We start from the raw sequence: 25,423 nt of genomic DNA, 5'->3' as shown, positions 1-25,423 counted from the left end.
CGCACCGGCGCGCGCACTTCTCAACGCAGGCCTGCCGTGTCCGTAGCGGCGATGGGGAGCGCGGCTTCGGCGTCGAGCCAGTTGAAGATTGCCGGCCAGATGCGCGCATGGGCATTGCGCCCCACCAGCACGCCCACGTGCTGCAGGTTCACGCCGATGTCGCCTTCGTAGTGCAGCAGCAGCTTGGCCGGGCTGGCAGCCGCCTCGTGGAAGCGCTGGGTTGCCGCCGGGGAATGAGCTTGCTGCGCGGGTCGGCCACGCTCACCAGCGGCGCGCGCAGTGCGGCCGGGCTCACGCTGCGCCCGGCTATCTCCAGGCTGCCGGCCATGAACTCGTCCTTGCGGTAGAAGGACTCGACGATGTCGGCAAAGAGCCGCCCCGGCATCGCGAACTCGTCATGGGTCCAGCGTTCCACCTGCATGTGGGTGGTGAGCGCATGCCGGTCGCCAAGCGACAGCCAGCGGTCGAACATGCGCTCCCACTGGAAGGCCTGCGGCTCGGCTGCGGCGCTCATCATGTTCAGGAAAACGCCCGGCACCTGGCCGAACAGGGCGGCGATCTCGCGCGCGTCGGGCGTGGCTTTCACCAGGCGGTTGAAGCAGCACGAGGCCGGTTCGATATGCAGCGGGGCTTCGAGCAGGATGGTGGCGCGCACGCTCTCCGGGTGCAGGGCGCTGTAGACGGCCGCCAGGATGCCGCCCAGCGAGTGGCCGGCGATGACGGGCTTGCCATGGCCACCGGCGGCGCCGTCGGCCGCGATGGCGCGCACGGAGGCATCGAGCAGGCGGTCGGCATAGTCGTCCAGGCCGAAGTCATGACCGGAGTCGGACCCGGATTCGGAAAGCGGCGTCCAGTGCGCCATGTAGACACGGTAGCCCCGTTCGAGCCAGCGCTGCACGACGCTGATCTCGGGCGCCAGGTCCCAGATGTAGGCGCGCTTGATGGGGGCGGGTACCAGCAGCACCGGTGGCGCATCCCCGGCAGTGCCGCCGTAGCGGCGCAGCTCCAGGCCCGGCTCGGCGAGGACGACGGCCGATGCCGTCTGCCGCGGGCCGTAGCCGGCGCGCTCCATCGTCTTGCCGCGCGCCTGGCGGCTGCGGTCCATGCTTTTCAGGGCCTGCGCCCCCAGCGTATCGAGTTTGTTCCAGTTCATGGCATTGGCGTACATGGCAGTCTCGTCTGGTTCGGGGTGACAGGACTTTACGCCAGCCGCGCGCGACTTCCAACTGCGATTCAATCGAACAGCAGGTGGTTTGCGCGAAGATAAGCCCTGGGCCGGCCCGGGGCTTGCCGCCGATAAAAAGTCGCGCGGACGGCGTCCCGGACCGGCCGCGCGCGCGCTCAGCAGGGCGTCCTGCAACCCTCCGGGCAGACATCCGCTGGGGCCAGGCACCGCTGCGGCGCCCCCGCTTCGTATGAACAGACCAGGTAAGCCTTGCGCACCGCGCTGACCGTCTCCGGAAACACGAATTCGCCGATCTGCCGAGCGCAGTCTTCCTCCAGGTAGGGGAATGGATAGTCCAGTACCCCGTGGAACAGGCAGGGCCAGTCGGCGCTGGCGACGCAGGTCAGCTGGTAGCGCTCGCAGCAGGTTTCGCCGTCGTCGCCGCAGGGCAGGTCGCGGTCGGGCACAAACTCGAGTTCGACGTTGCGTACGCCTTCCTCGCAGGTGCGCGCCTCGAACCAGATTTCCAGGCGGCGCATGCGCACCGGCCGTTGGCCCGGCAGATAGGGGAACATGCCGCGGTGCATGCGCAGCGCGAGCCGGCGCGCGCAAAGCTCGCGCCGACCGGCCAGGAAGCCCGCCGTGAACCGGTGCCAGGCATCGGAAAAATCCACGGGCCCAGTCGAAATAGCGCAGGCCGCCGCCGGGCAGCATGTTCGAGGCGGCGGCCCAGCTGGCCTCCCGCAGGACGCTGCCGCCCTCCCAAGCGGTGTAGTCGAACTTGCAATCGACCTCGGTCACGGTATCGGTGTCGAAGGCATTGGTCTCGGCAGGCAGTTCGAAGCGCCAGAGACTGACCAAGCCGGCGTATTCGAAGGGCAGGTAGCGCTCGTCGCGGAAATTCAGTTCGAACAGGCCGGCATCGTTCTGTGCATGCGAGGTCGCGATGCTCTCGGTGGCACCGCAGCGCCGCACAATGCGCGGATCGTCCGGCTGCGCTTCGTAGCGACGGCCGGCGCAGCAGCCGCAAGTGCACTCGCGCGGGCAGCAATCCTCGATGTCGAGCAGCGTCGGCTCGACACGGGTGGCGCTGCCCAGCAGGGTAAGCTTGCAGTGCACCCCGGTATTCGGTCCGGCGACGCAAGGGATGGTCAAACTGACCGAGCGGATGCGGCGCATGTAATGGCCGGGGTATTCGCGGTCGAAGCGCCATTCGGGGATGGCGATCTCGCAGCGGCCGGTGGTCTTGAGCTCCAGGAAGGCCAGCGGGAAATCGACCCGCAGCGAGAGCCGGGTCGAGAGTTCCAGCGTGCGCCCGTTGCCGTCGTGATAGGCCTTTTCCATACCGCGCAGTGCGGTCGCAAGCCGCTCTCCCGCCAGCAGGCCTTCGTGCAAGCCGTCCCGGGTGTCGGCCGGCAGGAAGGTTCGCGTGTTGAATTCCCGTTCCAGGCGGTACGCGCGTTGCGCCTGCAGCGCCCAGCAGCGTGCGATGTCGTACATGCGTTGGTGCAGGGCGGCCGTTTCGCGCTGCAGGAACAGGTAAAGGGCGTGGTTGGTGAATTTGTCGCGCAGGAAGTCCTGGAGTTCGGCGGCCTGCTGCTTCTGCTGCACCAGGTTGTTCAGCTGGCGCAGGGCGCCGTCGCGAGTGCGCTCGAGCGCGCCAGGATCTGGCGCTCGAGCGCTTCGATTTCGACGTCCAGCACCGAGATCTGGAACAGCCAGTCGACTTCGCGCCGGTCCCAGCCGGACTCCGTCAGCGCCAGTCCCGACTGCGTGCCCTGGACATCGGCCACGGTCAGGAGGATGCGCGCCGCCGCCGCGAAGGCATGGGCAAGCTTGGTACCGATCGGCATCTGGAACACCGACACCGGCGTCGAGGCCACGCCTGCGACGCCGGTCGTCATGTCGGGAATCAGGTTCATCGCCTGGGATACGCCCTCGACCACATTGCCGGCCGTGCGCGTCGCCATGGCGGCCTGCGTCAGGAACTGGTAGCTCTGCTCGCGCGCGATCAGGCCTCCCGCGACGAGATCGGCATAGTACTGGCGCCGGGTCTGGGCCGCTTCCTTGCTCTTCATGAGCGCCTGCACCTGCCAGTCGGCCTGGCGGAACTCGGTGCGGCGCAGCTCCTCGGACAGGTTCAGCAACTGGCGTTCATGGCCCGCGCGCAGCGCCGCCAGGAATTCGGCATCGCCTTTCTCATAGGCGGCCAGCAGCGCCGCCCCGAAGCTGCGCACCTCGTTCGCCGTTTCCAGCGCCCGTCCCAGCAGGAACAGGAAACGGTAAGGCCCGGGCGGGCAGCAGCAGCCGTCGTCGTCGCAGTCTTCCACCGGCTCGCGCCAGCCGCGCCGCATCCCGGACTCGCCCCACCATGAACCGGCGGCAGGTGCGGGTGCGGCCAGGCGCGATTTGCCGAGGCAGTGGCGCAGCGCGGCCAGGTTGTCGTCGAGGCTGTCGTACAGTTCCATCAGCCGCGGGTTCAGCGGCGCCAGCCGCGCCACGAAGGCGGCCACGGTCGACGGTGCGGACGCGTCGTCGCCGCGGATGGTCACCGGCCGGGGGCCAAGATAGCGCGCCGCCGCGTCGAGGCGCAGCCGTGCCAGTGCATGAGCCTCGGCGCTGTCGCCGCACAGCGCGGCCCGCGCCGATTCGAGCAGGGTCTCGAGGTAGGCGAGCAGCACGCTGCGGCGGCGCGCTTCGGCAGCCGAGCCGACGCCGGTGTCGCAGCAGGCGTCGCCCGTTCCGCCCCTGCGCCCGAGACGGGCGGCCGTGTCGGCCGTGGCGCGGGTGGGGCCGCGTCCCGCCTGGGCCGCCCGACCACGGCCGCGGCCGCGGGTCGGCGGCTGCTCGGGAGGGTCGTTCGGCGACGGCCTGAGCACGCGGCAAGTGGACCAGCGCAGGTCCTTGTCCTGAGGCGCGAAATAGCGCTCGTACCAGCCGAGCGCCGCGTCGGTGCGGCAATGCGTGCGCAGGGCACCGGCAACCGCCATCGCCGTCGAGTACAGCGAGGGCTCCAGCGGCGCGCCCGGCATCGCATACAGAAAGAATGGATAGGCCGCCAGAGCGCCGGGGAAGGGGCCGGGCACGGATGTCGGGAATACCTCCGGCAGGACGGTGACGCTGTCGGGGACGATGTCGTAGCGGAAGCCCCAGGGCGAGGGGTCCGCGTAACCCGGCGGCGTCGGCCCGGCATTGGTGATGGCGAAGCGAAGCGAGTCGCCCTCGCGTCCCAGGAAGCTGAGTTCAGCCACCATGCCGCTGCCCGACACATGGGCTCCCTCGTCCGAGCAGCGCGGCACCTGGAACTCGCCATTGTGCACGCGGCACCAGGCCAGGCGCACCATCCGGCGCGTCGACCAGGCCAGCAGCGGCGGCAGCTTGTCGCGCCGGTGCCAGTCCGAGCGCATGTCGGGCGGCACCGCGCCCCAGTCCGCGTCCTGGTAGAGGGTCGGGTCCGACGGATTCAGGCCCGCCGGGTCGTAATAGGCGGAATCGACCAGCCAGAAATAGTATTCGTCCATCACCGGCGGGTGGATGCGTCCGCACTCGGCGCAGCAGGCGCCTGGCGCGGGTACGATCGGACTGAACGATGCGCTGGCCTGGGGCTCGGCGGCCGCGGCAATGCGCAGGAAGCGCGTCCCCAGCCGCACCGCCGCCTGCAGCCAGAGCGGTGGCTGCTCGGTGTTGCCTGCGGCAGGAAGCGCCGCGCCGGGACCCGTGCTGTCCGGCACGCCGTTCGTGTTTTCGGTTTGCCCGGGCCGTTCGGATTGTTGGGGTCGTTGGGGTTTTCGTCGTCGCGCGGCGGCTGTGCGGCGGCGCCCAGCGGCGCCAGCCAGGCCGGACGCGCATGGCGCCCGGGCATGCCCATCAGGCCGAGGTTTTGCGGGTGCGGTCGCTGCGCCAGCGTCGACGGTTCGCGCGCCTGCAGCGTTGCCAGCGGCGCGTGCGCCGGCCAGTGCGGGCCGGGCCAGTGCAGCATGCCGCCGGGCACGGGTGCGCTCAGCGTATGGCGCCGCAGTTCCGATTCGAGGAAGCGGAAGGCCTCGGAACGGATGGCCTGCGCATGCTCGCTCCACTCGACATGGTTCTCGGCATACAGCTGGCGCCGGCGGCAGGCTTGCCAGAGGTGGAAGCTGGCGAAGCGCGCGTCCCAGGCGGCGGTGAAGGCGGCAACCGGCGGCAGGGTAGGCTCTTCGCGCAGGCGCGCGCGTTCCACGAAGGCTTGCAGCGCCCCAGTCAACTCCTCGACGCGGCTGGCGCGCTGGCAGATCCCCGCTTCGGTATCGAGCAGCAGCAAGGCGGACAGGTCGCGCGGCACGCGTGCATGGGTGCCCGGCGCGAAGGGCAGCGCCACCCGGTCCATGCCGCACAGGTAGGCCAGGAGCGCGGTCCGCGCCCGCTCACGCAGTTCGTTGTTGAGGCGTTCGAGGTCGAGATAGCGGCGCGGTTCGCCACGTTCGATCATGCCATCGCGGTAGAAGCGCGTCAGCCCGGCATTGGCTGCGGCCAGTGCCGCTCCGTCGTCGCCGGCCCAGGCGGCCGGTTGCGCCAGCCCCAGGTCGCGCGGCACGAAGTGACGCAGCAGCTGGCGCACCCATTGCGCCGCGTGCCAGAGCCGCAGCGCCCAGCGCTCGTCGGCCAGGCGCGGCCAATCGATCGCGACGCCTTCGTGGAAGGCCAGCAGCAGCGGCGCGTGATCGAGGTCGATGCCGAGGTCGATCAGCAGCGGCGCCACGTCGGCCGGCTGCTGGTTGGCCGCTTCCACGAAGCTCAGCCAGGCCTGGCGGCCAGCGCCGCGCAGCACCGCGCGCCGCATCACGGTGTAGTCATGCAGGCGCTCGAACCAGTCGAACAGGGCCTGGCGGCGTGAAACCGAGGGTGTCGCGCGCGTCGAGCGGGGCCGGCGGCTGGCGCTCCGGGTCGCCGTTGTAGGCGTCGCCCACCGGCAGCAGGTTGAGGTCGAACCAGGCCCGGTGCGAGCTGTAGGGAGTGCCCGCCACGTAGGTGGTGCCGGCGAACAGCGCCGGCGCCGACAGCAGGTAGCCCGTTTCGGAGACGGCCGCGCGCGGTCCCAGCGTTGCCGACAGGCGCAGCCGGTGGCACAGCAGCAGCGCCTTGAAGGCGCGCTGGTAGGTGCGGCGGATGTCGCGCAGGCTGCCGGGATACTGGTTGGCAAAGTAGGCGCGCGCGGCCGGCGCCAGTGCCGCGCGGCTGTCGAGGGGCGCCATGACGACGTCGCGATACAGGCGTTCCTGCGGCAGCGCGGCGATGCGGTCGCCGGTGTCGGGACCGCTGTACTTGACGGTAAAACCGGTGGCAGCGCGCCCGAGCTCGAGCGGCTCGTCGAATTCGGGCGTCTCCTCGTGGAAGTCGATGTCGATGAAATAGGCGCCGCGCCGCAGGTGCAGCGGGCCCGATGCGCGGTCCGGCGCGTTTTCGCCGTCCCAGCGGCGGTTCAGCAGTAGCCAGGTCTTCTGGCCGCGGCGCAGGTTGATGCGCCAGCGGGCGTGGTCGCAGGCTTCGTCCCCGGGCGCCTCGCAGTCGGGCCTGGGGGCGCCGGCGAAGAAGGTGTAGCTGCCGCCATGCTCGACGATCAGCACGCCGCTCCAGCGTACCTGGAAGCCTTCCGCGCCGCCCGGGGCCAGCCCGTCGGACTCGCGGATCGCCAGCCCGTTGCGCACGATCGCGAAGCGCGGCGTGGCCGGGGCCGGCGCCAGGTCGAGACGTGGGATCACGGTCGGCAAGGGCGCGTTCCAGCGGTCGCGCGCCGGGCCGAAGGCGCTCAGCGGGCCGCGCATCTCCTGCCATGCGGCACCGCTGTCGCTGCTGAACTGCCCGGGCAGGCCGGTGCCCGCCAGCGCCGTCAGCGCCGCGCAGGCGCCGCCGCCAGGTACGGTCCAGGCATGGGTGGTGGGGGGCTGGCCGTCGTCCGCTTCCCGGGGCCGAGCGCCGCGTTCTCGTCGCCAAGCAGGTTGCGCAGGACCAGGGCGGCCAGGCCATCGTCGACCGGCTGGCCGTCGCTGGCAAAGGCGACGTGGCCGGCCAGGTGGCCCGCGACGGCACGCGTCCGCGCCGCGAATCGGGCATAGCTGCGCTGGAAGTAGCGCCAGCGGGCGCGCTCGTCGGCTTCCTCGATCAGCGCGCGCTCGGCCTCGTGCAGGTCGGGAAAGAGGAAGGAAAAGCGCGCCAGCTCGGCGCGCGGGCTGAAGTACAGCTGCTGCACGGCCAGCCGTTCCGCCGCCGTCAGCTGCTCGATCGCGTTCAGCTTGGCCAGCACCGCCTCGTCGGGCAGCGGCAGGCTCGCCACCAGCTCCTCGGCGGCGGCATCGTACTGGAACGGGCCTGCCGGGGCTGATTCCACATGTTCGGGACCGTGCCGCTCAGGGGCGTACGGTACTGGCGCGCGCGTGGCGTGGCGGCAAAGCCCAGTTCTTCCATCATGCGCGGGAAGAAATGGTGGCCCAGCACGCGCAGGGGATCGTTGCCGGATGCGGGCGCGTAGCCGTAGTCGGTGCGCATCGCGCTTTCGATCGCATGCCAGCCGATCGCCTGCGCCTGCTCCTCGGCGAGCGGTTCCAGCAGCCGCGCGCGCAAATGCCACAAGTCGAAGGGGTGGCCCTCCTCGGGGTAGTCGAACGGCTGGTCGAGCGCTTCGTTGCGGTCCTGGGCAAAAAAGGGATCGTCGCCGTTCAGGTGCTGGTCGCTCGTGAACAGGTAGAGCAGCTCGCCGGTCGTGAAGGCCGAGGCGTAGATCTTGGCCAGGATTTCCGCGAAGCGCAGGGTGCTGGTCGGCTGCGCGTGCCATGGCGTGCTGGCCGGGTCGAATCCCGCCAGTTGCGACAGCGCGTCGAGATTGGCGCGCAGGATCTTCATGAATTCCGGCGGCCGGTGGCGCGGCTGGCTGCCCGGGCGCCGCCCCGGGCGTGCTCGCGTTCGGCACGGTCTTCGATCCGCGCCAGCAGGTGGTCGACCGCCCAGCCGAAGGACGCGTGCCCGGGGCCGACCAGAGGCCGAGCAGGCGCGTACGGTCGGCAGCGCTTGCCCCGTCCGGCGCGGTGTCATCCACGCCGAGCGCGAGCGACCAGTCGTCGCGCAGGATCTGGAAGGCGGCCAGCTGGGCGATGAAGCCCGGATTCGGCTTGCCGCCGGCCGTCAGGCCCAGCACCGCGCAGATGTCGCTCAGTTCGGCGAAACCATAGCCGGCGCCGGGCAGGCAATGCAGGCTGCGCCACAGGCGGATGAACACCGCCAGCCGCGCGAGCGCGTCGTCGACCGAGGAGGCCTCCGGAAAGTGCAGGACATAGTCGTCGGCGCAGCACGGCGGGCAATGAGGGAACCCGTGCGCGTCCGCATGCTCGTCCGGATGGGTATTGCCGTCCTGGCGGGACGCCCCGTTTTCGAAAAGGACATGGCCTGAACGCCAGAGGGCCAGGAAGTCGCAGTAGGCGAGGCCGGTACGGCGCAGGAATTCGGGCAGCACGACCGCCACGCTGCGCCAGTCGAGGCGGCCCGCCATCTCGGCCGGGAAACCGTAGAGTTCGCGCAGGCGAGCCGCGGACAGCGGTGCCGCGTACAGCGCGTGTACTGCGCACGGGACAGGCACAGGTACTCCAGGGCCAACTCGAAGCGCAACGGGTAGCGCCACAGGTGCGCCTGGAAGTCCGCCGCCTCCTGGCCGGCGTCGATGGCAAAGGCGGTGATCTTTTCGCGGAAGGCGCGCATGGTGGCGTAGCGCCGCACCCCATCGCGCGCAGGTAGGAACGCGATACGTCCAGCGCCTGCGAATAGGGCAGCGCGGGCGCCGAGAAGTCCGCGCCCAGCGCCGTGTAGGCGTCCGGCGCCCGCACCGGCGTGGCCGGGCTGGAATGGGCCGGCAGGGCCGCGTACAGGCGTTCCGGAGGTGTGCTCGCCGGCTCCGGGAACGGCACCCTGCTGGCCCAGCGCATGGCCGCCGAGGCTGGCGCCGTCGGTGTCGAGCACGATGCCGCCCGTCGCGGCGGCGCCGCCGGCGGCCAGGTGTTCCAGGTTCTCGTTGACGATGTCGATCAGCGGCAGGGCGATGTGCACGTTGGCCGCCGTGGCAAGCAGGCTGCCGATGTCGCCGCGCCGGCCGGCGACCAGCGCCGCCAGCGATTCGCCGCTCGCGGCCGGTTCCTCGCAGGTGGCGCCGATCCCGGTCGCCAGCAGTTCCTGCAGATAGCGCACCGGCCCCAGCGGCGACAGATGCCAGGGCGGGATGCAGTTGACGAGGGCGCCGTCCGGGTTGATCGGCATGAAGGGCCCGCCCGCAAGGGCCTCGGGGAGGGCAGCCGAGCCGCCCGCCGCGGCCATGATGGCGGCGGCATGCGGATAGGCGGCGGTGCCGGTCAGGGCATGGGCGAATTCCTCGTCGCTCAGCGCGCGGATCGCGTCGCGCGAGGTGAAGCCGCGCGCATACAGGGCCTCCATCAGGGAGAACTGGAGCGGCGCGGCGCCGATGCCGGCGGTCGCGCCGACCAGGTCGTCGAGGGTGCAGCACGCCCAGCAGCCAGGCGCGGGCCTCGGGATCGTCGGGGAACACGCCGAGCAGCGCGGCCTCGATGGCGGGGTCCAGCCAGTCGCCGACCGGAAAGCCGAAACCGGGTGCCAGCGCCATGAAGGCGTTGATCGGGTCGTTGTCGGCGATCGCGATGGCCGGCGGCCCCGGCACCGCGCCCGGGGCCGGTACCGGCGGCGCCGACAGCACTTCGAAGAACTTGCGTACGCGGCGGACAAAGGCGTCCACTCTTTCCTCGGGTGTCCCGGGGCGGGTGAATTCGGGCAGCAGGGCAGCGTTTGCGGGCAGGAAGAAATGCCGCCAGTCCTGCACCGTGAGCAGTTTCAGCGCCGCCGTGCCGGTGACGGGGATCGCCTTGATGGCCGCGATCAGGGCCGCGGACGACGGCGTCAGTGCCGTTTGCTGGATGAGCGCTGCCAGCACCAGGTCGAAGTGGCCGGGTGCCGCGGGGAAGGGCGCCTGTTGCCAGAAGTCGTCGATCGAAGCCGGCATGTACGCCAGCCAGGCGGTGACGAGCGCCATGGTCTCGGCGTCGAGCACGCACAGCGTCGCGTGGGTGGCGCGGCCGCGACCGATCGCGCCGAGGCGCCGCGCCGCGTTCTCGGGCGTGATCGCGGCGGCGGCGATGGTGCCGGCATCGATGGCCGCCCTGATCGCGGTCGCCAGCTGGCGTTCGTCGCCGCCGGTCGCCATGTGGTAACGGTCCTCGTGGGCGACGCTGGTCGCCAGCATCAGCGCCAGCGCGTAGAAGCAGGAGGCGGGCACGGTAAAACTCAGCACGAAGGGCGGCGTGCTTTGCAGGACAGTCTCGGCATGGCGCAAGGTGGGGCCGGCGACCGGGGCTGGCCCGGTCTCGACCGGAAAGCCGAGGCCGACCCGGCCGGGCGCTGCGCTTTGCTGCTCCGCCCACACGGCGGCCGAGGCCGCATACACGTACTGCGCCAGGCGCTGCGCATCGGCGTCCAGCAGGGCGTTGTATCCGAGCAGGTTGGCCTCGTACTGCTTGCGGTCCATGTCGGCCCGGTCGATCTCGGTGGCGCTCCAGCCCTCGGGGTCGGCGGGCGGGTGTACATGTCTTCCAGCCGGCGCCCGGCGGGGCGGCCCGGTGGCGCCGCCACGGCCCGGTTCCAGATGATCTCGCGCGCCACGTGGCGCGCCTGCTGCACGCTCAGCGGGCTGCGGTTGGCCAGGCTGGCGCCGCCGCCCGGATCCTGCGCCAGTACGGCGTCGATGGCGTCGCGCAGCGGCATGAGCGCAGGGGGCGCTGCCGTCGTCCGGCAGGAGGTCGAGCGCGGACGGGGTGCCCGGGGCGGCCAGCGCCACCAGCAGGCCGGGCGGGTCGACCGCCATGTAGACGGTCGGGTCGGCCACCAGCGGGCCGTCGGGCAGCGTCAGCACATTGAACTCGAGCCGGTGCTCGCCCATCAGGGTGGCACCCTGGCGGACCTCGAGACGCAGGTCGGCACTGCCGAATTCGGCGCCCGCCGGCGTCAGCGCGATGATCGCCGTCGCCACCGCTTCGAGCCGGATGTCGTAGACCGGCGCGGCCGGCGGCGGTGCGATCAGGTAGGGCGTAAAGTGCTGGACGATGCGCTGCGTGGCCGGCGTGAATGCCGGACCGCTGGCCCCGGGGCCGCTGTCAGGTATCCATGCGCCGCTGGCCTCGCCGACCAGGGTGCCGGCCTCCGGACTGCCGAAGGACAGGTCGAAGGCCCGGATCGACAGGTTGGTCAGGTAGCTGCTGAAATCCGCGCCGCTCGTCGGCTGGCTCGGGGTGAGGCGGGCAACGATTACTTGTGGCATGGCGCTTTCCTCTCGTTTCGAACGCTGGTGCCGCCGGTGGGCGGCGTGGTCAGTGGCAGGTCATGCCGAGATAATCGAGTTCTTCCGGGCTGTTGCCCATGGTTTGCGTGCCCCAGTCGTCGGCCCAGGATGCGTTGCGCGGCTCGCCGTGCAGCGGCACCGTGGTATCGCCGCCATGGTGTCCCTGGATATGGTCCATGTGGTCGGTCAGCACGCCCAGGTCGGCGCGGCGCGCGAATTCCGGGTATTCCGACGCGCTGTACAGGTGGCTGAATTCGAAGTCGCGCGGCAGCCGTCCCGATTCCTCGAAATGCACGACCGCCTCGGCGCCGTGTTCGGACTCGAGGCGTTCCAGCGTGTAGATGTCGGCCTGGGTCATGTTTCCGCTGATGCGCCGTTCCCACAGGCCGGCGATGGCATCGGCCCGGGCCGCGCGCCGGTCACCGGCCAGCAACTGCGAGCGCGGTCGGGTGGCGCCGCCGCTGAAGCTGGCGCCACCCCCGCTGCTGCTGGTCCCGCCGCTGCTGCCGCCCGGTTCCGCCGGCGCCCCGCCGGAGCTGGACGGTTCTCCCGGCCCGCCGGAACCCTCCGCGCTGCTGCTACTGCTGCTGCCGCTGCCGCTGCCGCTCTCGCTGCTGGAAGCGCCGCCCCCTGGGCCAAGCTTGGTGGCCGCCATCGCCAGCGGCGTGACCAGCTGGGACGGACGGGCGAGCTCGGCCAGCCGCGTCGCCTCGGCGGCGCGCGCCGCTTCCATCGTCATCACCGCGCCGGAAGAGCCACGCGCGCAGGGCATAGCCCATGCGCGGTCCGCCGCTGACCGGCGCCGGGCTGACGAAGCCCAGCCCGATGTCGACTCCGGTGCCGATGGCGCGGGCCGTGTCGCGCTCCGCGCCGGCCGCGCGCGCGACAACGGTAACGCTTTCCTCGACCACGCTGCGCTCCTCGCGGCCGGTGATCATCTGGCGGAAGCCCGCCTCCATGTCGGACACGCCGTGCACCACCGCGATGCCGCCAACCACCACCTGGGCGGCGACCGGGACCTCGATCTGGACGAACACGGCGGCGCCGACCAGCGCCTGCGCCGCGCCGCCCAGCGCCCGCACGCCACCCCACAGGCGGTTCGCGAAGGTCGCTTCGCGGCCGTCCGGATCGACCAGCGTCGCCGGATTGCAACGGCAGTACACGTAGGGGTCGGCGGACAATTTGGGGTCGCAACTGGTCCATCGTCCGAGCCAGGGCGCGTAATAGCGGGCACCGAAATACGACAGGCCGGTCTCCTCGTCATGCTCCTTGCCGGTGAAGCGATAGCGGCTGGCGGTCTCGGTTGCGCTGCGCACCGCGCGGCAGGTGGATTGCCCGTAAGGGGCGTATTCCTCGCAGGAGACGATGTCGGCATCCTCGTCGAGCTCGAGGCTCACCGAACCGAGGTGGTCGCCCAGCTGGTAGCGCATCGCCTGGCGCGGCGCGCGGTCGGCGTGTGCCGTGTCGCGGGTGCGGGTCTCGATCAGGGCAATGCGGCGGGTGTCGTCCAGCAGGTGCAGCGTCGCGCGTTCGAACACGGCGCCGTCGGGAGCGACGGGGCCGGCGTGGCGGCGCAGCAGTTCGAATCCGTCGAGGTAGATTCGCTCCTCGGTGCAGCCGGGCGCCTTTTCCCACACCTTGCGGACCCGCTCGCCGGCGGCGTCGTAGACATACCAGGCCTCGCCCCCGCCACCCAGCCCGGCGCGCGTCATGCGGTCGCGGTAGTCCCAGTCGAGGTTGGTGCCCGCATGGGCACCGCCCAGCTGGGGAAGATCGATGGCATTGCCGTGTGCATCGTAGCGGTAGCGCGCCGCGTCCGTGTCCCCGCCGTCTCCGTTCCAGGTACGGCTGAGGCGGTTGCCCGTGATCCGGCTGCCGGCGCTGTCGTCGAAGGTCCCGGGCTCCTCATAGTGGTAATGCCGCGTCCAGCCGCGGTGGCGCGCCGAGCCGCCGCGATGGCGCAGCTCGAGGAAATTGCCGACTTCATCGTACAGGTAATCCTCGGTGTAGGCGCCCATGGCGGCGCCGTCGTCGGCCTGGTCGAGCAGCACGCGCAGGCTGTCGCCGGGCCGGCCGGGTCCTGCCCCCGCGTCCTGCTGGCCCAGGTGCTCGCGCCCGCCGGCCCTGACCAGGCGGTACAGCGCGTCGTAGACGTAGTCGGTACCCGGTGCCACGCGCGCATTGCGGAAGCAGCTGGCCCGGCGCGTGGCGTCGCGCACCGCGATCAGGTTCCCCACCGGGTCGTAGCTGTAGCGCAGGTCCTGGAGCGTGGCGCCGCGCGCGGCCCGGCCCGGTGCGCGCCGGGTCGTCATGCGCGCCAGGCGGAAGGTGAGCGGGTCGTAGTGGTAGCGGGTGGTGCTGGCGTTGCGGTAATCGATGCGCAGACGCTGGCCCTTGGCGTTGTAGGCGATGTGCGCGATGCCGGCGGCGCAAGGCCCGTCGCGCGCGGGATCGATTGGTGCATCCGGCTCGTCAGGGCGTTCGAGCCAGACCTCGAGCCGCGCCAGCAGGTTGGCCTCGTTGAACACGGGCTGGATCACGTCGCGCCGGGTTCCCGGCCGGCTGCTGTGTGGCGCAACGAATTGGGTCGGCCGGTTCAGGGCGTCGTAGCGGGTGCTGCTTTCGAAGGATTCATCCTCCAGCGCCGGCGCCGCATGCCAGTCCGGGATAGCCTTGTAGTCGGCCAGCAGGCGCCGCGTCCTGCGCAGCAGGTTGCCCTTGAAGTCGTAGGCCTGCCAGGGCCGGCCCTCGGCGTCCAGCCCGGCGTTCGTGGCCACCCCGGCCGTGTCCATGTGGCGGTAGATGCGGGTGCGCAGGTTCAGCTTCCCGGCGTCGGCCAGGCCTTCGCCGTACTCGATGCGGTCGACCACGAGCTCCCGCCCGCGCGTGCGCGGATCGGCGCCAGGGCCTTCGCCGCGTACACTCTGGAGCAGCGGCCGGCGCAGCGCATCGTAGCCCGTGGTAACGACGTGTCCGCGGCTGTCCCAGGCGCGCATCGGCAGTCCGCCGCAATCGGGCAGGATCCAGCGGGTGCCGGCGTCGATGCCGGTGCTGCGGACGCGGTTGCCCATCAGGTCGTAGGCGAAGCGCATGGCGGTGCGCCCGGGAACTGCAAGCGCCTGGCCGCTGGGGTCGCGCAGGGGCCAGCTGGCGGCCGAGGAGGTCGAGTTCGATCCGGGTGTGGAAGGTCTCGGTGCGGCCATCGGCCGGGTGGCCCGGACACACGACCCGGTTGCGGGTAAGGGTAAGGAAGGTCCTCCCGAGCGGGTCGAGGCAGGTGGCGGTCGGGGTGCCGGCGTGGGCGGCGGCGCGGGCCGCTGCCAGGCGCTCGCGCTCTCCCTGCCTGCCGTCGCTGCGCTGGGCGTACCAGCTTTCCCAGCTGCCGGGCAGGGTAGCGAAATAGGGTGCGACCTGGGTTGCGATGTCCGGGTCGCGGCGGGGGTCGAGCAGGCAGCTGTCGTTGGCGTCGAACGAGACCTGTTCCCAGGCGCGGTAGACGATCTTCTCGTAGCTGTCGTTCGGCTGCAGGGTGGCGACCACGCGCCCGAGCGGGTCGTAGAATAGCACCGGACTGACGCCGGCGCGGGTACCGGGCTCGTAGCGTGGACCGGCGCTGAAAAAGGGCTCGAACTGGCGCACCGGCTTGCCCTTGTTGTTGAAGACGATCCAGCCGCTGGCGACCCAGCGCCGCCCCGGCTGCTCCTGCGTGCGGGCGCCGAATCCAGCGCCGGACTCGGCCTCGCGCTTTTTCTGGATCTCGCGTCCAAAACCGTCGAAGTAGCTGAAGCTGAGCTGGATCGGGGCTCTCCCTTGAGCTCCGGCCCGGCCACGTGCACTTCGCGCGCGAGCGCCGCGCTGCAGGGCGGCTGCCATTGCGCAGGGTCGTGCGGATGGGCGGCGCGGGTGCGCTGGAAACGGTCCAGGTCATGGACGATGCGCGTGCTCGCCCCAGCGAGCAGCAGCGCCGCCGCCGCGTGCGGCTGTTCAGAGCCGAACAGGGCGTCCAGCGCGTCCCGCGGCGGATCGGTGACGAAGCCGTCCAGCGTGTCGCCTTCAACCGGCGCCGGGGCGGCTTTACCCATCACCGCCGTGCCGACCACCTGTCCGAGAATGTCGAACGCAACTTCGCTGCGGTTGCCGTTGGGATCGCGGATGCGGCGCGCCTGCAGTACACGGTAGTCGACCGCTTCGACGACCGTCTCGTTCCCCAGCGGATCGCGGCTGCGCATCATCAGGAGGTCGTAGGCGTCGTGGTCGACGAGCGCATCATGGCCGAAGGGATTGCGGTAGCGCCGTGGCAGGTAGAAGTGGGCGCGCGCCTGCGCGAGTTCGGCGGCGCTGCCGTCGCCGCCGTCGCCGTGCGCGTCCGGGCTGTAAAAGCTTCGGCCCGAGGCTACCCACCAGTCGGTGTCGCGGTCGTCGCGGGGGAACAGGCCCGCGGCCTTGAGCGGCGCGCTTCGCACGTAGTAGCCTCCTTCGTCGGCGAGCGCCTCCACGTTGCCGGGCAGGAGGGAAGGGCTTGCACCGTCCGCGCCGGGGCGTGCATAGACCCGATCGAGCAATGTGGCCGTGAAGGCCAGCCGGTACTGTTCGCCGGGCAGGGCGAGCGCGCCGCTCGTTCCCAGCGGCGCCAGGCCCGCGAGGTCGTCGCGCCGATACAGCGTGCGCGCCTGGGCGGTAAGGCGGCGCCAGGCGCCGTCAGGCGGCGGCATGGAGCTTGCCGCGCCGGGCATGTCGGGTTCGAGCTCGCGCGGCGGGCACTGGCGCAGAACGCTTCCTGGCGCCGCTTTCCCACCAGGTCGCAAGCCCGGTAGCGTCCGGCCGGCCCTGTCGGCCGCAAGCCGCCGAGCTGGTAGCTGCGCGTCTCGCAGGGCATCGGGTGGCGATAGGCATGCGGTTCGTCGATCGCGTTGGTGACACGATTCTCGCTGTAGGCAAGCAGATCGGTCGTCTGGACTGCCTGGTCGGCCGGGTGCAGGGCGGCCAGCGCCGGGTTCGGGCGCAGGCCTGGCTTGCCGCCCGCATCCGGGCCGCGCACGAGGGTGCGCCGGCCATAGGCGATTGCGGCTTCCTTCAGCACGTTGCCGTGGTCGTCGACCTCGAGCGTCAGGACGTGCTCGATGCGCGGGTCGTGGGCCTCGCATTCGTACTGGTAACTGATCGATTCGTGCGCGTGGGTCAGGAACACGGCATGCCGGTTGGCGCCGCGCGGCTGCAGCAGGCGTACCGTGAAATTGCGCTCGGCGACGCTGTAGGGAACGGGAGCCGGCAGCGCGTCGCATGCCGCTTCGGCGGCCTCGCCGTAGACTTCCTGGCGCAGCATCGTGCCCTTCAGCGCGCGGCCCGCTTCGCGTTCCTCGTCCCACGACAAGCCGGACGGCAGCACCGTATCCGGCAGCAGCAGTGCGCGCGCCTCGGCATCGCCAAGGCCGGGCTCGCGAAAGTATTCGCCCCGGCCGGCGCATGGACCCAGTCCGGCGAAGCGATCGGTGAGGGCGCCGCCGGCCAGATGGATGCCGGTGTGGTACCAGGTCCTGGTATGCACGGCCGGCACGGTGTAGGCGCGGTCGGCGTTCGCCGCGCCGCTGCCGGCATCATCGACAGCCGCACCCTCATCGGCCGTGGCATAGCGTTCGCTGTCCCATTGTTCGACCATTCCGAAACCGCGGAACTCGCGCTCCTCGCTGTCGTAATGGCCGTGGTGGTAGGCGTAGCGGCTCACGAAGCGGGTGCGGCTGACATGGTCGATGGTCTCGACGCGCGCCAGCACGTGCACCGGGAAGGGCAGCGGCGTCAGCCAGGGGCGGTCGTCGTGCCTGTCCTGCAGGTAGAAACGGGTCGAGGGCGCGTACTCGAGCCGCATCTCGCTGCCCAGGTTGTTGCGCCAGCCGGTCAGGAGGTGCGGTTTGATGCCGCCGGTCAGGTCGACGTAGCGCAGCGGCCTGCCGGCCGCGCCGGGCAGGGGGGGCGAGGACCAGGCCAGGCAGACGGTACCGTTGCCGAGCAGGTCGACCGGAACCACCGAGGCCGGATCGTCCAGGCCGGGAAACGCGGGCAGCTGGCGCGGGCAGCTCCAGGCGTTGCCCGAATCGTTAAAATAGAGGCGCACACCTTTCCGGTGCAGGTAGATGATGTCGGTGGTGCCGCTGCCGTCGATATCGGCCAGGCGCAGCCGCGCCGGGCTGAAGGCGCCGGGCTCGTCGAAGCTTGGCGCGCCCGCCATGGCGATGCGTGCGCCGAAGCGGCCATGGCCCAGGTTGGGCCAGTAGCTGATGTCGCCATTGCCGACCCGGACGATGTCCGCCAGGCCGTCGCCCGACATGTCGGCGAGGTAGATCGTGGCCGCCGTGCCGGAGAGCAGCAGGCGTGGCCCCCTTCCTCGTCGTCGGCCGCCTGCGCCACCCGGCGTGGCGCGCTGAAGCCGTCGTCGGCAAGCCGGGCATGCCAGACGAGGCTGTCGGCCTCGCCCGCGAGGAGATCGGTGCGGCCGTCGCCGTCAAGGTCGACGAAGCGCATGCCCTCCGCACGGGCGCCGCGCACGGCACGCGGAAAGGGACGGAAGGGCAGCCAACCCTCGGCTTCGTCGTGGCGGTACATGCCCGGCGCCGGATCGTCCAGCAGCACCACGTCGGGGCGTCCGTTGCCGTCGACGTCGACCAGAGCGGCGCCCGCCGCCAGTCTGGCGTTCGGCTTGCGGGGCACGGATTCGGGCGGCCCGAAAGCGGCCTGCCCTCCAGGGCACTGCGATTGCGTTTGTAATACCAGGCGTCGCCCTGTTCCGTCAGGATGCCGGCGCTGCCTTCGCCGTGCAGGTCGACCCAGCGCCAGGTGGCGCCGTCGACACCCACGGGAAGCGTGTCGCGCTCCGGCGCCGCGACCTCCTCGACCCGCTCGCCGATGCGCGCCCTGGCGTAGCTGAATTCGACCGGGGGCAGGGCGCGCCGCCGGTAGCCACCCGGCGTGCGCCGGTACGCCGCGTGGCGCACGGCGCGGAGGAAGGAGTAATGGGGCGTGGTACCGTCGGTGACGGCGCCGGGCGCCTCGAAGTCGAAATCGGTCGAGCGCACCAGGCAGGCGTGTCCGACGCCTTCTTCTTGCGCGAAATGGTGGAACATCAGGACCCGCCGGCAGAGGCGCGTGGTGCGCACCTCGAAACCGGCGCGGTAGCTCGAAAACGCATCGGGGCGTGCCGGCCAGGGCCGTGCTTCCTGAGGCGCCGGCGCCGACTCATCATGTTCTCCGTAGTCCAGCACTACTTCGAACATCCAGTCGTCAGCGCCGCAGGAGGCCGCGGCAAAGGCGCCGGCGGTGCCGCGGTCGGCCAGCAGCGGGCGCCGGTTACCGTAGAGGATGCGCTTCAGGTAGCGGTTGGTGGCGCGCAGCGGGCTGTCCCGGGCCCCGGTTGCGTTCTGGGGGGCGCACAGGTCGATTCCCGCGCCGTCGTCGCGCTTGTAGACGTAGCGCATGGCGTTGCCGCGGTCGTCGCGGGTTTCGCAGATCAGCCAGCTGAACACCTGCCCGGGCGCCGCCGGGTCGGCGATGCGCGCATCCGGATCGAGCCCGTACACGGTGAGCAGGTTGTCCGCGCTCCAGACGCGCCAGTGGATATCGCCGTCGGTGTCCCGGGTCCAGCGCTCGATGCGGGCAAAGACGCTGTCGACCCGCGGACGGTAGCGGTGCAGCGTATAGCCCGGCACGCTGGCGCGGTCTTCATGGCGCCGGCCATCCGCGGCCAGCACCGGCACCAGGTCTTCGGCGCCGGAGAGGATGAAAACGTCCGGCTCGTAATCGGCCTGCGCATCGTACCCGGCCCCGGGCCCGCACCCGGACCAGGCTGCGTCGAGATAGCGCGGCACGCCCTTGCTGGTCTTGCGCGTGATGTTGGGTAGCCCGAGCTGCCAGCCGAAGCCGGTCGGACCGTTGCCGTTGCCGGAATCGTAGTGCAGCGCCAGTTGCGGACCGAAGCCCGAACGTCCCGGACTGGTCGTGATGGGGATCGTCATCGATCCGCTACCGGTGGCGGAGTTGGCCTCGAATTTTTCGCCGATGCCGCGAATCGCGCCGCCACCCTTGGGCAGCGCGAGCGAGGGCGCCGCCCCCTGCGCTCCTGCCGATCCCTGACCCTGCACCTGTGCACCAGCCGGTGCGCTTGCCCCGCTGTTCGGCGCCTGCCGCTCTTGCCACATTCCCGCCTCCCGCTGCATGTCCTGGTGCACGGTTCATCGGCGCGCCGCTATGCGCGTGCGCGTGGGTCGTCAACAAGGTTTTCAGGATGCGCGCTTGTACCGCATGTCGGCGTGAAGCGGGGCGGCGCAGGAAGCGCGGCGACGGCGGCGCCGCGCATGGCAGCGAAGTGCGCGAGGCCGGATAGTGAACGAGGCGGTGACGCGGCCCGGACGGCCCGTCAGGACCCCGCGCGACAGGAAGCGCCGAAACGGTCCGGCGGCGCCGGTAGCGGGGCATTGCGAAGCGGTAGCATCCATGGCGGCCTAGACGGGAACCAGATTGCAGAAAATACGCCGGCATGCCGCCACCTTCTCGGGAGCGATTGGAGGCGCATCACACTGTACCTGGCATAACTCTATACCGCCGGCGTGACAAATAGTAAAAGAAACGTAAATACTGCAAGCTTGTTGCGGCGGCGCGTCAGCCGTCAGTGCGCTCCACCCGGAGGGGTATGCACAGGGCATAGGGGGCGCGTGCCCGAGCCACATACCCCCTCAGAATGGACGTCGGCACGCGGGCCGGCCGCCGGGCGCCGGTGCCGCGGTGTTCACCATGAATAGCCGCGGCCATGATCGAACGCCCGATGTACGCATCGGGCGCCCTTCGACATCAGCCCTGGACCAGCTCGCCGTCCTTGATGCGGTGCAGGTTCAAGGGATTCGCGTCCTGCAGCGCTTCCGGCAGCAGCCAGCCCGGCAGGTCCTGGTAGCTGACCGGACGCAGGAAGCGGTCGATGGCGCTGGCGCCCACGGACGTGGTGCGGCTGTCCGAGGTGGCCGGGAAGGGACCTCCGTGCACCATCGCGTGCGAGACTTCGACGCCGGTCGGGTAGCCGTTGACCAGGATGCGGCCGGCCTTGCGTTCCAGGATGGGCAGCAGGGCGCGCGCGGCATCGCGGTCGCTCTCGTTCAGGAAGATGGTTGCCGTCAGCTGGCCGTCCAGGTGTTCGGCCACCTGCTTGAACTGCGCCAGGCTGGCGCAGCGCACGATCAGCGAGGACGAACCGAAGATTTCGTCTTCCAGCGCCGGGTTGGCGAGGAAGTTGGCGGCATCGGTTTCGAACAGGGCCGCCTGGCCGGCACAGACGGTGGTGCCGCATTGGCCGCGGGCGACCAGGCTGACACCAGGCTCCCTGCCGAGCTTTTCAACGCCGTTGTTGAAGGCCGAGTGGATGCCGGGAGTGAGCATGGTGCTGCCGACCTTGCCCTCCAGGGCGGTGCTGGCGGCGTCGCGGAAGGTATCGAGTTCAGGGCCTTCGAGGGCTACCACCAGGCCCGGATTGGTGCAGAACTGGCCGGAACCGAGCACCAGCGAATCGATGAAGCCGGTGCCGATCTGGACGGCGCGTTCCGTCATTGCACCCGGCAGCAGGAACAGCGGATTGATGCTGCTCATTTCGGCATAGACGGGAATCGGCTCGGGACGTGCCTGGGCCGTGCGCACCAGTGCCAGGCCGCCCTGGCGCGAACCGGTGAAGCCGACCGCCTTGATGGCCGGATGGGCCACCGGGGCCTGGCCAATCGTGCGGCCGTCGCCATGCAGCATCGAGAACACGCCTTCCGGCAGGCCGGCGGCCTTCACCGCGGCTTGCACGGCCTTGCCGACCAGTTCCGAGGTGCCGGGATGGGCACCGTGGGCTTTCACCACGACCGGGCAGCCGGCAGCGAGCGCGGATGCCGTATCGCCGCCGGCCACCGAGAAGGCCAGCGGGAAGTTGCTGGCCCCGAAAACGGCGACGGGGCCCAGGCCGATCTTGCGCAAGCGGATGTCGGGACGCGGCGGGGGTGCGTTGCGGCAGCGCCGAATCGAGGGCGGTCGTCAGGAAGCGGCCGTCGCGCACGACTTTCGCGAACAGGCGCAGCTGGTTCACGGTGCGGCCACGCTCGCCTTCGAGGCGGGCCTGGGGCAGGCCGGATTCCTGCATGGCGCGTTCGATCAGCAGTGGGCCGATGCCTTCGATGTTTTGTGCGATCAGTTCGAGGAAAGCGGCGCGCGACGCCAGGGAGGTATTGCGGTAAGTGTCGAAGGCTTCGTTGGCCAGGGTGCAGGCGCGCTCGACGTCTTCCACGGTGCCGGTGCCGAAGCCGGGCTCGAACTGTTCGCCGGTGGCCGGGTTGACTGCGCGGAAGGAGGGCGCGGTGCCGCTCAGGGCGCTGGCGCCGATCAGCTGTTCGCCATTGATGGTGATGGTCAAGATGTTCTCCTCTTCGAATACAAAAAAGGCGCGCCGGGCTTTGCCAGCCGAGGCGCGCCGTTGTCAATCAATGTGTGGGGGCCGAGCTTACTGGGGGCCGAGCTTGGCCATCAGGGCAGCCAGCTGCTCGACTTCCTGCGGTGCCAGGTCGACCAGCGGCGCGCGCACCGGGCCTGCCGGGTAGCCGGCAATCGAGGCCCCGGCCTTGACGATACTGACCGCATAGCCGGCCTTCTTGTTACGGATGTCCAGGTAAGGCAGGAAGAAGTCGTCGATCAGGCGTGCTTGCGTTGCGTGGTCGTCGGTACGGACGGCTTCGTAGAATTCGATCGCGGTCTTCGGGATGAAGTTGAACACGGCCGACGAGTAAACCGGCACGCCCAGCGCCTTGTAGGCTGCGGCGTAGACTTCCGCGGTCGGCAGGCCGCCGAGGTAGGTGAAGCGGTCGCCCAGCTTGCGGCGGATGGTGACCATCGATTCGATCTCGCCGATGCCGTCCTTGAAACCGATCAGGTTGGGGCAGCGGTCAGCCAGTTTCAGGAGCGAATCGGCATTGAGCTTGCAGCGGTCGCGGTTGTAGACGACGACGCCGAACTTCACCGAGGCGCAGACGGCGGCCACGTGCTCGATCAGGCCGTCCTGGCTCGCTTCGGTCAGGTAGTGCGGCATCAGGAGGATACCGTGGGCGCCCAGGCGCTCGGCTTCCTGTGCGTACTTGATGGCCATCCGGGTCGGGCCGCCGGCGCCGGCCAGGATCGGCACCTTGCCGCGGCAGGTTTCCACTGCCACCTTCACCACTTGCGTGTAGTCCTCGGGCGTCAGCGAGAAAAACTCGCCCGTGCCGCCGGCCACGAACAGGGCGGTGGCGCCGTAGGGTGCCAGCCATTCAAGGCGCTGGGCATAGGTGTCCGCCTTGAAGTCGCCCTGGGCGTCGAAGTCGGTGATCGGGAAGGACAGCAGGCCGGAGGAGAGGATGGTCTTGACGTCTTGTGGAGTGAACATGGTCGGTACCTTCAGGTTGGGATGTGGATGAGGCCGTCTCCTGCCTCAGTCTGTACTGCAGTTATCAGTCATCGTACAACCTAAGGCCGGGCTTGGCAAGCGGTCCGACCAGTTTTTTGAGACTGCTTCGTAGGGTGGGCGCCCTGTGCCCACGGGGTATAGCACGGACGAGTGTCGAAACTTCGGCGTGAACGCGGCCGTTGCAGTTCGGCTTGCGGCAGCATTTCGACTCGAAACTGTTCTATACCGCGCGGGCACGGAGTGCCCACCCTGCGAAACCCACACGCCGCAGGCGCATCTACGCCGACAGGGTCGTGTTGACGACCTTGCCGCCGATCGTCACGTTCGTGAGCTTCACTTAAGGCCGAGCTTGGCAAGCGGTCTGACCAATTTTGTGAAACGGTGAGCGCAGCGGATCAATCAGCGAGCCGCGCTCTGTAGGGTGGGCACTCCGTGCCCACGCGGTATGGAACAGTTGCACATCGAAACGCGCCCACAAGTCCAACATGCAAGGGCCGCGTTCATGGTCAAATTTCGACACTCGCCCGTGCTATATCGCGCGGGCACGGAGTGCCCACCTTGCGAAACCCACACGCCGCAGGCGCATCTACGCCGACAGGGTCGTGTTGACGACCTTGCCGCCGATCGTCACGTTCGTGAGCTTCACATTGCGCACGTTGTACACGAACCATGGCTGGGCCACGTTCACGGGATTGCCGAAATCGCAGTCCGTGATCGTCACGTCGCGGATCGGCAGGATCTCGGCGCCGGCTGGTCCGTTGTAGTCGTAGGCGACCGGCCCCAGCAACAGCAGGGCCTGGTAGCACGAGAAGCTGCCATCCTTCGTCTTCACGTTACCGACCCTCACGCCCGAGATATGGACGTTCTCGACGATCGGCGGGCGCGTGCGCACGTTGTCGGCGGTGGGCGCGTAGTCGCAGTCGATGGTGACGACGGCGCCGGCGGACGAGCCCACGGAGCGGTTCGGAATCGGCGAGCCGGGCAGGGGCGTGTAGACCTGGGGCTTGAGCGCGACGCCATTCGGCATGGTCACGTTGCGCACGTAGAAGTGGCGCAGGAAACCGCCGCGGTTCATGTTGGTCTTCATGCGGATCGCGGTGTTGAGCGAGTCGGTGGCCCAATGCGCATTGCGGAACTCGATGTCCTGGGCGTACACGTGCTCGATCCCGCCCGACATCTCGCTGCCCAGGGTCACGCCGCCGTGGCCGCTGTTCATGATGCACCCCTGGATCACCACGTTCCGGGTCGGTCCGAACTGGGTATCGCGGTTCTTGCCGGCCTTGATGGCGATGCAGTCGTCGCCGCTGTTGAAGGTGCAGCCTTCCACCAGCACGGTGTCGCAGGCTTCCGGGTCGAAGCCGTCGCTGTTCGGTCCCATGCTGTCCATGTGCACGCCGCGGATCGCCAGCCGGGTGCAGTGCACCGGGTGGTGCTGCCAGAACGGCGACCCGTTCAACTGGTAGCCCTGCAGCAGGACATCCGTACAGCCGATGAATTCGACCATGCAGGGGCGCAGGTAGTGGCCGCGGCCGAACACGCGCTTCGCGACCGGCACGCCCGCCTCCGACAGCGTCGGCAGGAAGGCTTCGTCGGTGCGCCACTTGTCGTCCTTGCCCTCCATGAGCGCTATCTGGGCGGCGGTGAGGCCTGGTGCGATCGCCGTTACCGAAGCCGGGTTGCGTTGGTTGACGACGTTCTGCGCTTCCTGCTGGCGCGGGCCGGGCTTGCGCTTGCCCTTCCAGTCCCACCAGCAGTCGCCGTTCGCCTGCGGCACGCCGCCCTGGCCGTCGAGGATGCTGGTCCAGTCTTCGCCGGTGAGGGCGATATTCGTCTGGCCGTAGGCATAGACCAGCGGCGAATAGTTCAGGCAATCGTTGCTCTGCCAGCGCGAGATGGTCAGCTTGCCGTTGGCGCCGCAGTCGTACTCGCCATACCTGGCGAAGTCGTCGGGGTCGGTGCTGAAGTAGACATGCGCGCCCCTGGCCAGGTGGACGTTGACGTGGGATTTGAGCACGATCGGGCCCTTGACCAGCCAGTTGCCGGCCGGAATCACCACGCGTCCGCCACCGGCCTGGCTGCAGGCCGCGATCGCCGCGGCAATCGCGCCATAGCAGTCGGGCGCATCGGGCACCGGGGTACTGACCTGGCCGGGCTCGTGGTGCGCCACATAGCCTTCCACCATCCGCGTCTTGCAGGGCTTCGCGCCGAATGCCGTGATGTCGAAGTCCTGCTGGCGAAAAGCGAGCGGCTTCCTGAACCTGTCGACGATGGTTTGCGCGCGCCCGGGGATCGCCCGCAGGGGCAGGACCCGCGCTTGCCGCGCCGCCCCTGGCCAGCGCGCAGCCGCCGGGGACAGGCCCGCGGCGGACACCGAGGCGGCGCGCAGCAGCGAACGGCGCTGCGCATTGGTGTGCTTGACTTGCATGTTGTCTCCGTTACGTTGTTGCTCGCACTG

General features: G+C 70.0%; 14 protein-coding genes and 3 pseudogenes. 2 read left to right on the top strand and 15 right to left on the bottom strand.

What is annotated here, in order from left to right; all coding sequences use genetic code 11:
* Positions 1–20: 20 nt before the first annotated feature.
* The 6 genes from G4G28_RS27525 to G4G28_RS13365 all read right to left on the bottom strand — a co-directional run bounded on the left by G4G28_RS27525 (position 21) and on the right by G4G28_RS13365 (position 8,038).
* On the bottom strand, positions 21–152 hold the full coding sequence (locus G4G28_RS27525) for a hypothetical protein (protein ID WP_267875238.1): 132 nt from the start codon (positions 150–152) through the stop codon (positions 21–23).
* Positions 149–2,776, bottom strand: a complete 2,628-nt coding sequence (locus G4G28_RS26205; RefSeq protein ID WP_229507625.1) for an alpha/beta fold hydrolase — start codon at positions 2,774–2,776, stop codon at positions 149–151. Before G4G28_RS26205 ends, G4G28_RS27525 begins: the two co-directional genes overlap by 4 nt.
* 1,909 nt (positions 2,777–4,685) lie before the next feature.
* On the bottom strand, positions 4,686–5,981 hold the full coding sequence (locus G4G28_RS28340) for a neuraminidase-like domain-containing protein (protein ID WP_308602496.1): 1,296 nt from the start codon (positions 5,979–5,981) through the stop codon (positions 4,686–4,688).
* Positions 5,982–5,991: 10 nt separating this feature from the next.
* Positions 5,992–6,963 (bottom strand): hypothetical protein, encoded by a 972-nt coding sequence (locus G4G28_RS13375; protein ID WP_183107451.1) that lies wholly within the window; start codon positions 6,961–6,963, stop codon positions 5,992–5,994.
* A gap of 65 nt (positions 6,964–7,028) precedes the next feature.
* Positions 7,029–7,472 (bottom strand): hypothetical protein, encoded by a 444-nt coding sequence (locus tag G4G28_RS13370; RefSeq protein ID WP_183107450.1) that lies wholly within the window; start codon positions 7,470–7,472, stop codon positions 7,029–7,031.
* The gene (locus G4G28_RS13365; RefSeq protein ID WP_182988636.1) at positions 7,427–8,038 is read right to left on the bottom strand and encodes a hypothetical protein; all 612 of its coding nucleotides are present in this window, start codon (positions 8,036–8,038) and stop codon (positions 7,427–7,429) included. The genes G4G28_RS13370 and G4G28_RS13365 overlap by 46 nt, the downstream gene beginning before the upstream one ends.
* 50 nt (positions 8,039–8,088) lie before the next feature.
* Between G4G28_RS13365 and G4G28_RS13360 the strand changes: the two genes are divergently transcribed.
* Positions 8,089–8,364 carry a hypothetical protein gene (locus G4G28_RS13360; protein WP_183107449.1) on the top strand — a complete coding sequence of 92 codons (276 nt, stop codon included), beginning with the start codon at positions 8,089–8,091 and terminating at the stop codon, positions 8,362–8,364.
* On the opposite strand, the gene G4G28_RS13355 is transcribed toward G4G28_RS13360, so the two are convergent.
* Positions 8,345–9,613 (bottom strand): hypothetical protein, encoded by a 1,269-nt coding sequence (locus G4G28_RS13355; protein WP_183107448.1) that lies wholly within the window; start codon positions 9,611–9,613, stop codon positions 8,345–8,347. The genes G4G28_RS13360 and G4G28_RS13355 overlap by 20 nt on opposite strands.
* Positions 9,614–10,014: 401 nt before the next feature.
* Here G4G28_RS13355 and G4G28_RS13350 point away from each other — a divergent pair, with 401 nt between their 5' ends.
* Positions 10,015–10,401, top strand: coding sequence for a hypothetical protein (locus G4G28_RS13350; RefSeq protein WP_183107447.1), 387 nt, complete (start codon positions 10,015–10,017; stop codon positions 10,399–10,401).
* Positions 10,402–11,553: 1,152 nt separating this feature from the next.
* Here the strand turns inward: G4G28_RS13350 and G4G28_RS13345 are convergent.
* The 8 genes and pseudogenes from G4G28_RS13345 to G4G28_RS13325 form a co-directional block, all read right to left on the bottom strand.
* A complete protein-coding gene (locus G4G28_RS13345) occupies positions 11,554–12,180 on the bottom strand; it encodes a hypothetical protein (RefSeq protein ID WP_183107446.1) in 627 nt (208 codons plus the stop codon).
* On the bottom strand, positions 12,104–12,955 hold the full coding sequence (locus G4G28_RS29200; RefSeq protein WP_374039799.1) for an RHS repeat-associated core domain-containing protein: 852 nt from the start codon (positions 12,953–12,955) through the stop codon (positions 12,104–12,106). Before G4G28_RS29200 ends, G4G28_RS13345 begins: the two co-directional genes overlap by 77 nt.
* A 2,963-nt stretch (positions 12,956–15,918) precedes the next feature.
* Entirely contained in the window at positions 15,919–17,847 is a 1,929-nt protein-coding gene (locus tag G4G28_RS29195) for a toxin TcdB middle/C-terminal domain-containing protein (protein ID WP_183107445.1), read from the bottom strand.
* Between the two features lie 209 nt (positions 17,848–18,056).
* A pseudogene (locus tag G4G28_RS29190) lies at positions 18,057–18,122 on the bottom strand (hypothetical protein); the annotation flags it as partial.
* A gap of 563 nt (positions 18,123–18,685) precedes the next feature.
* Positions 18,686–19,528 (bottom strand): annotated as a pseudogene (locus G4G28_RS29185) (SpvB/TcaC N-terminal domain-containing protein); the annotation flags it as partial.
* An 832-nt stretch (positions 19,529–20,360) separates the two neighbouring features.
* Positions 20,361–21,939, bottom strand: a pseudogene (locus G4G28_RS13335) (aldehyde dehydrogenase (NADP(+))).
* Between the two features lie 93 nt (positions 21,940–22,032).
* Positions 22,033–22,947, bottom strand: coding sequence for a 5-dehydro-4-deoxyglucarate dehydratase (gene kdgD, locus G4G28_RS13330; protein WP_182988626.1), 915 nt, complete (start codon positions 22,945–22,947; stop codon positions 22,033–22,035).
* A gap of 607 nt (positions 22,948–23,554) precedes the next feature.
* Positions 23,555–25,393 carry a glycoside hydrolase family 28 protein gene (locus G4G28_RS13325; RefSeq protein WP_183107444.1) on the bottom strand — a complete coding sequence of 613 codons (1,839 nt, stop codon included), beginning with the start codon at positions 25,391–25,393 and terminating at the stop codon, positions 23,555–23,557.
* Between the last annotated feature and the right edge of the window lie 30 nt (positions 25,394–25,423).

It is taken from the genome of Massilia sp. Dwa41.01b (assembly GCF_014171775.1).
In the GTDB taxonomy this organism is placed as follows: domain Bacteria; phylum Pseudomonadota; class Gammaproteobacteria; order Burkholderiales; family Burkholderiaceae_D; genus Telluria.
This window is presented reverse-complemented; position numbering and strand designations above follow the sequence as displayed.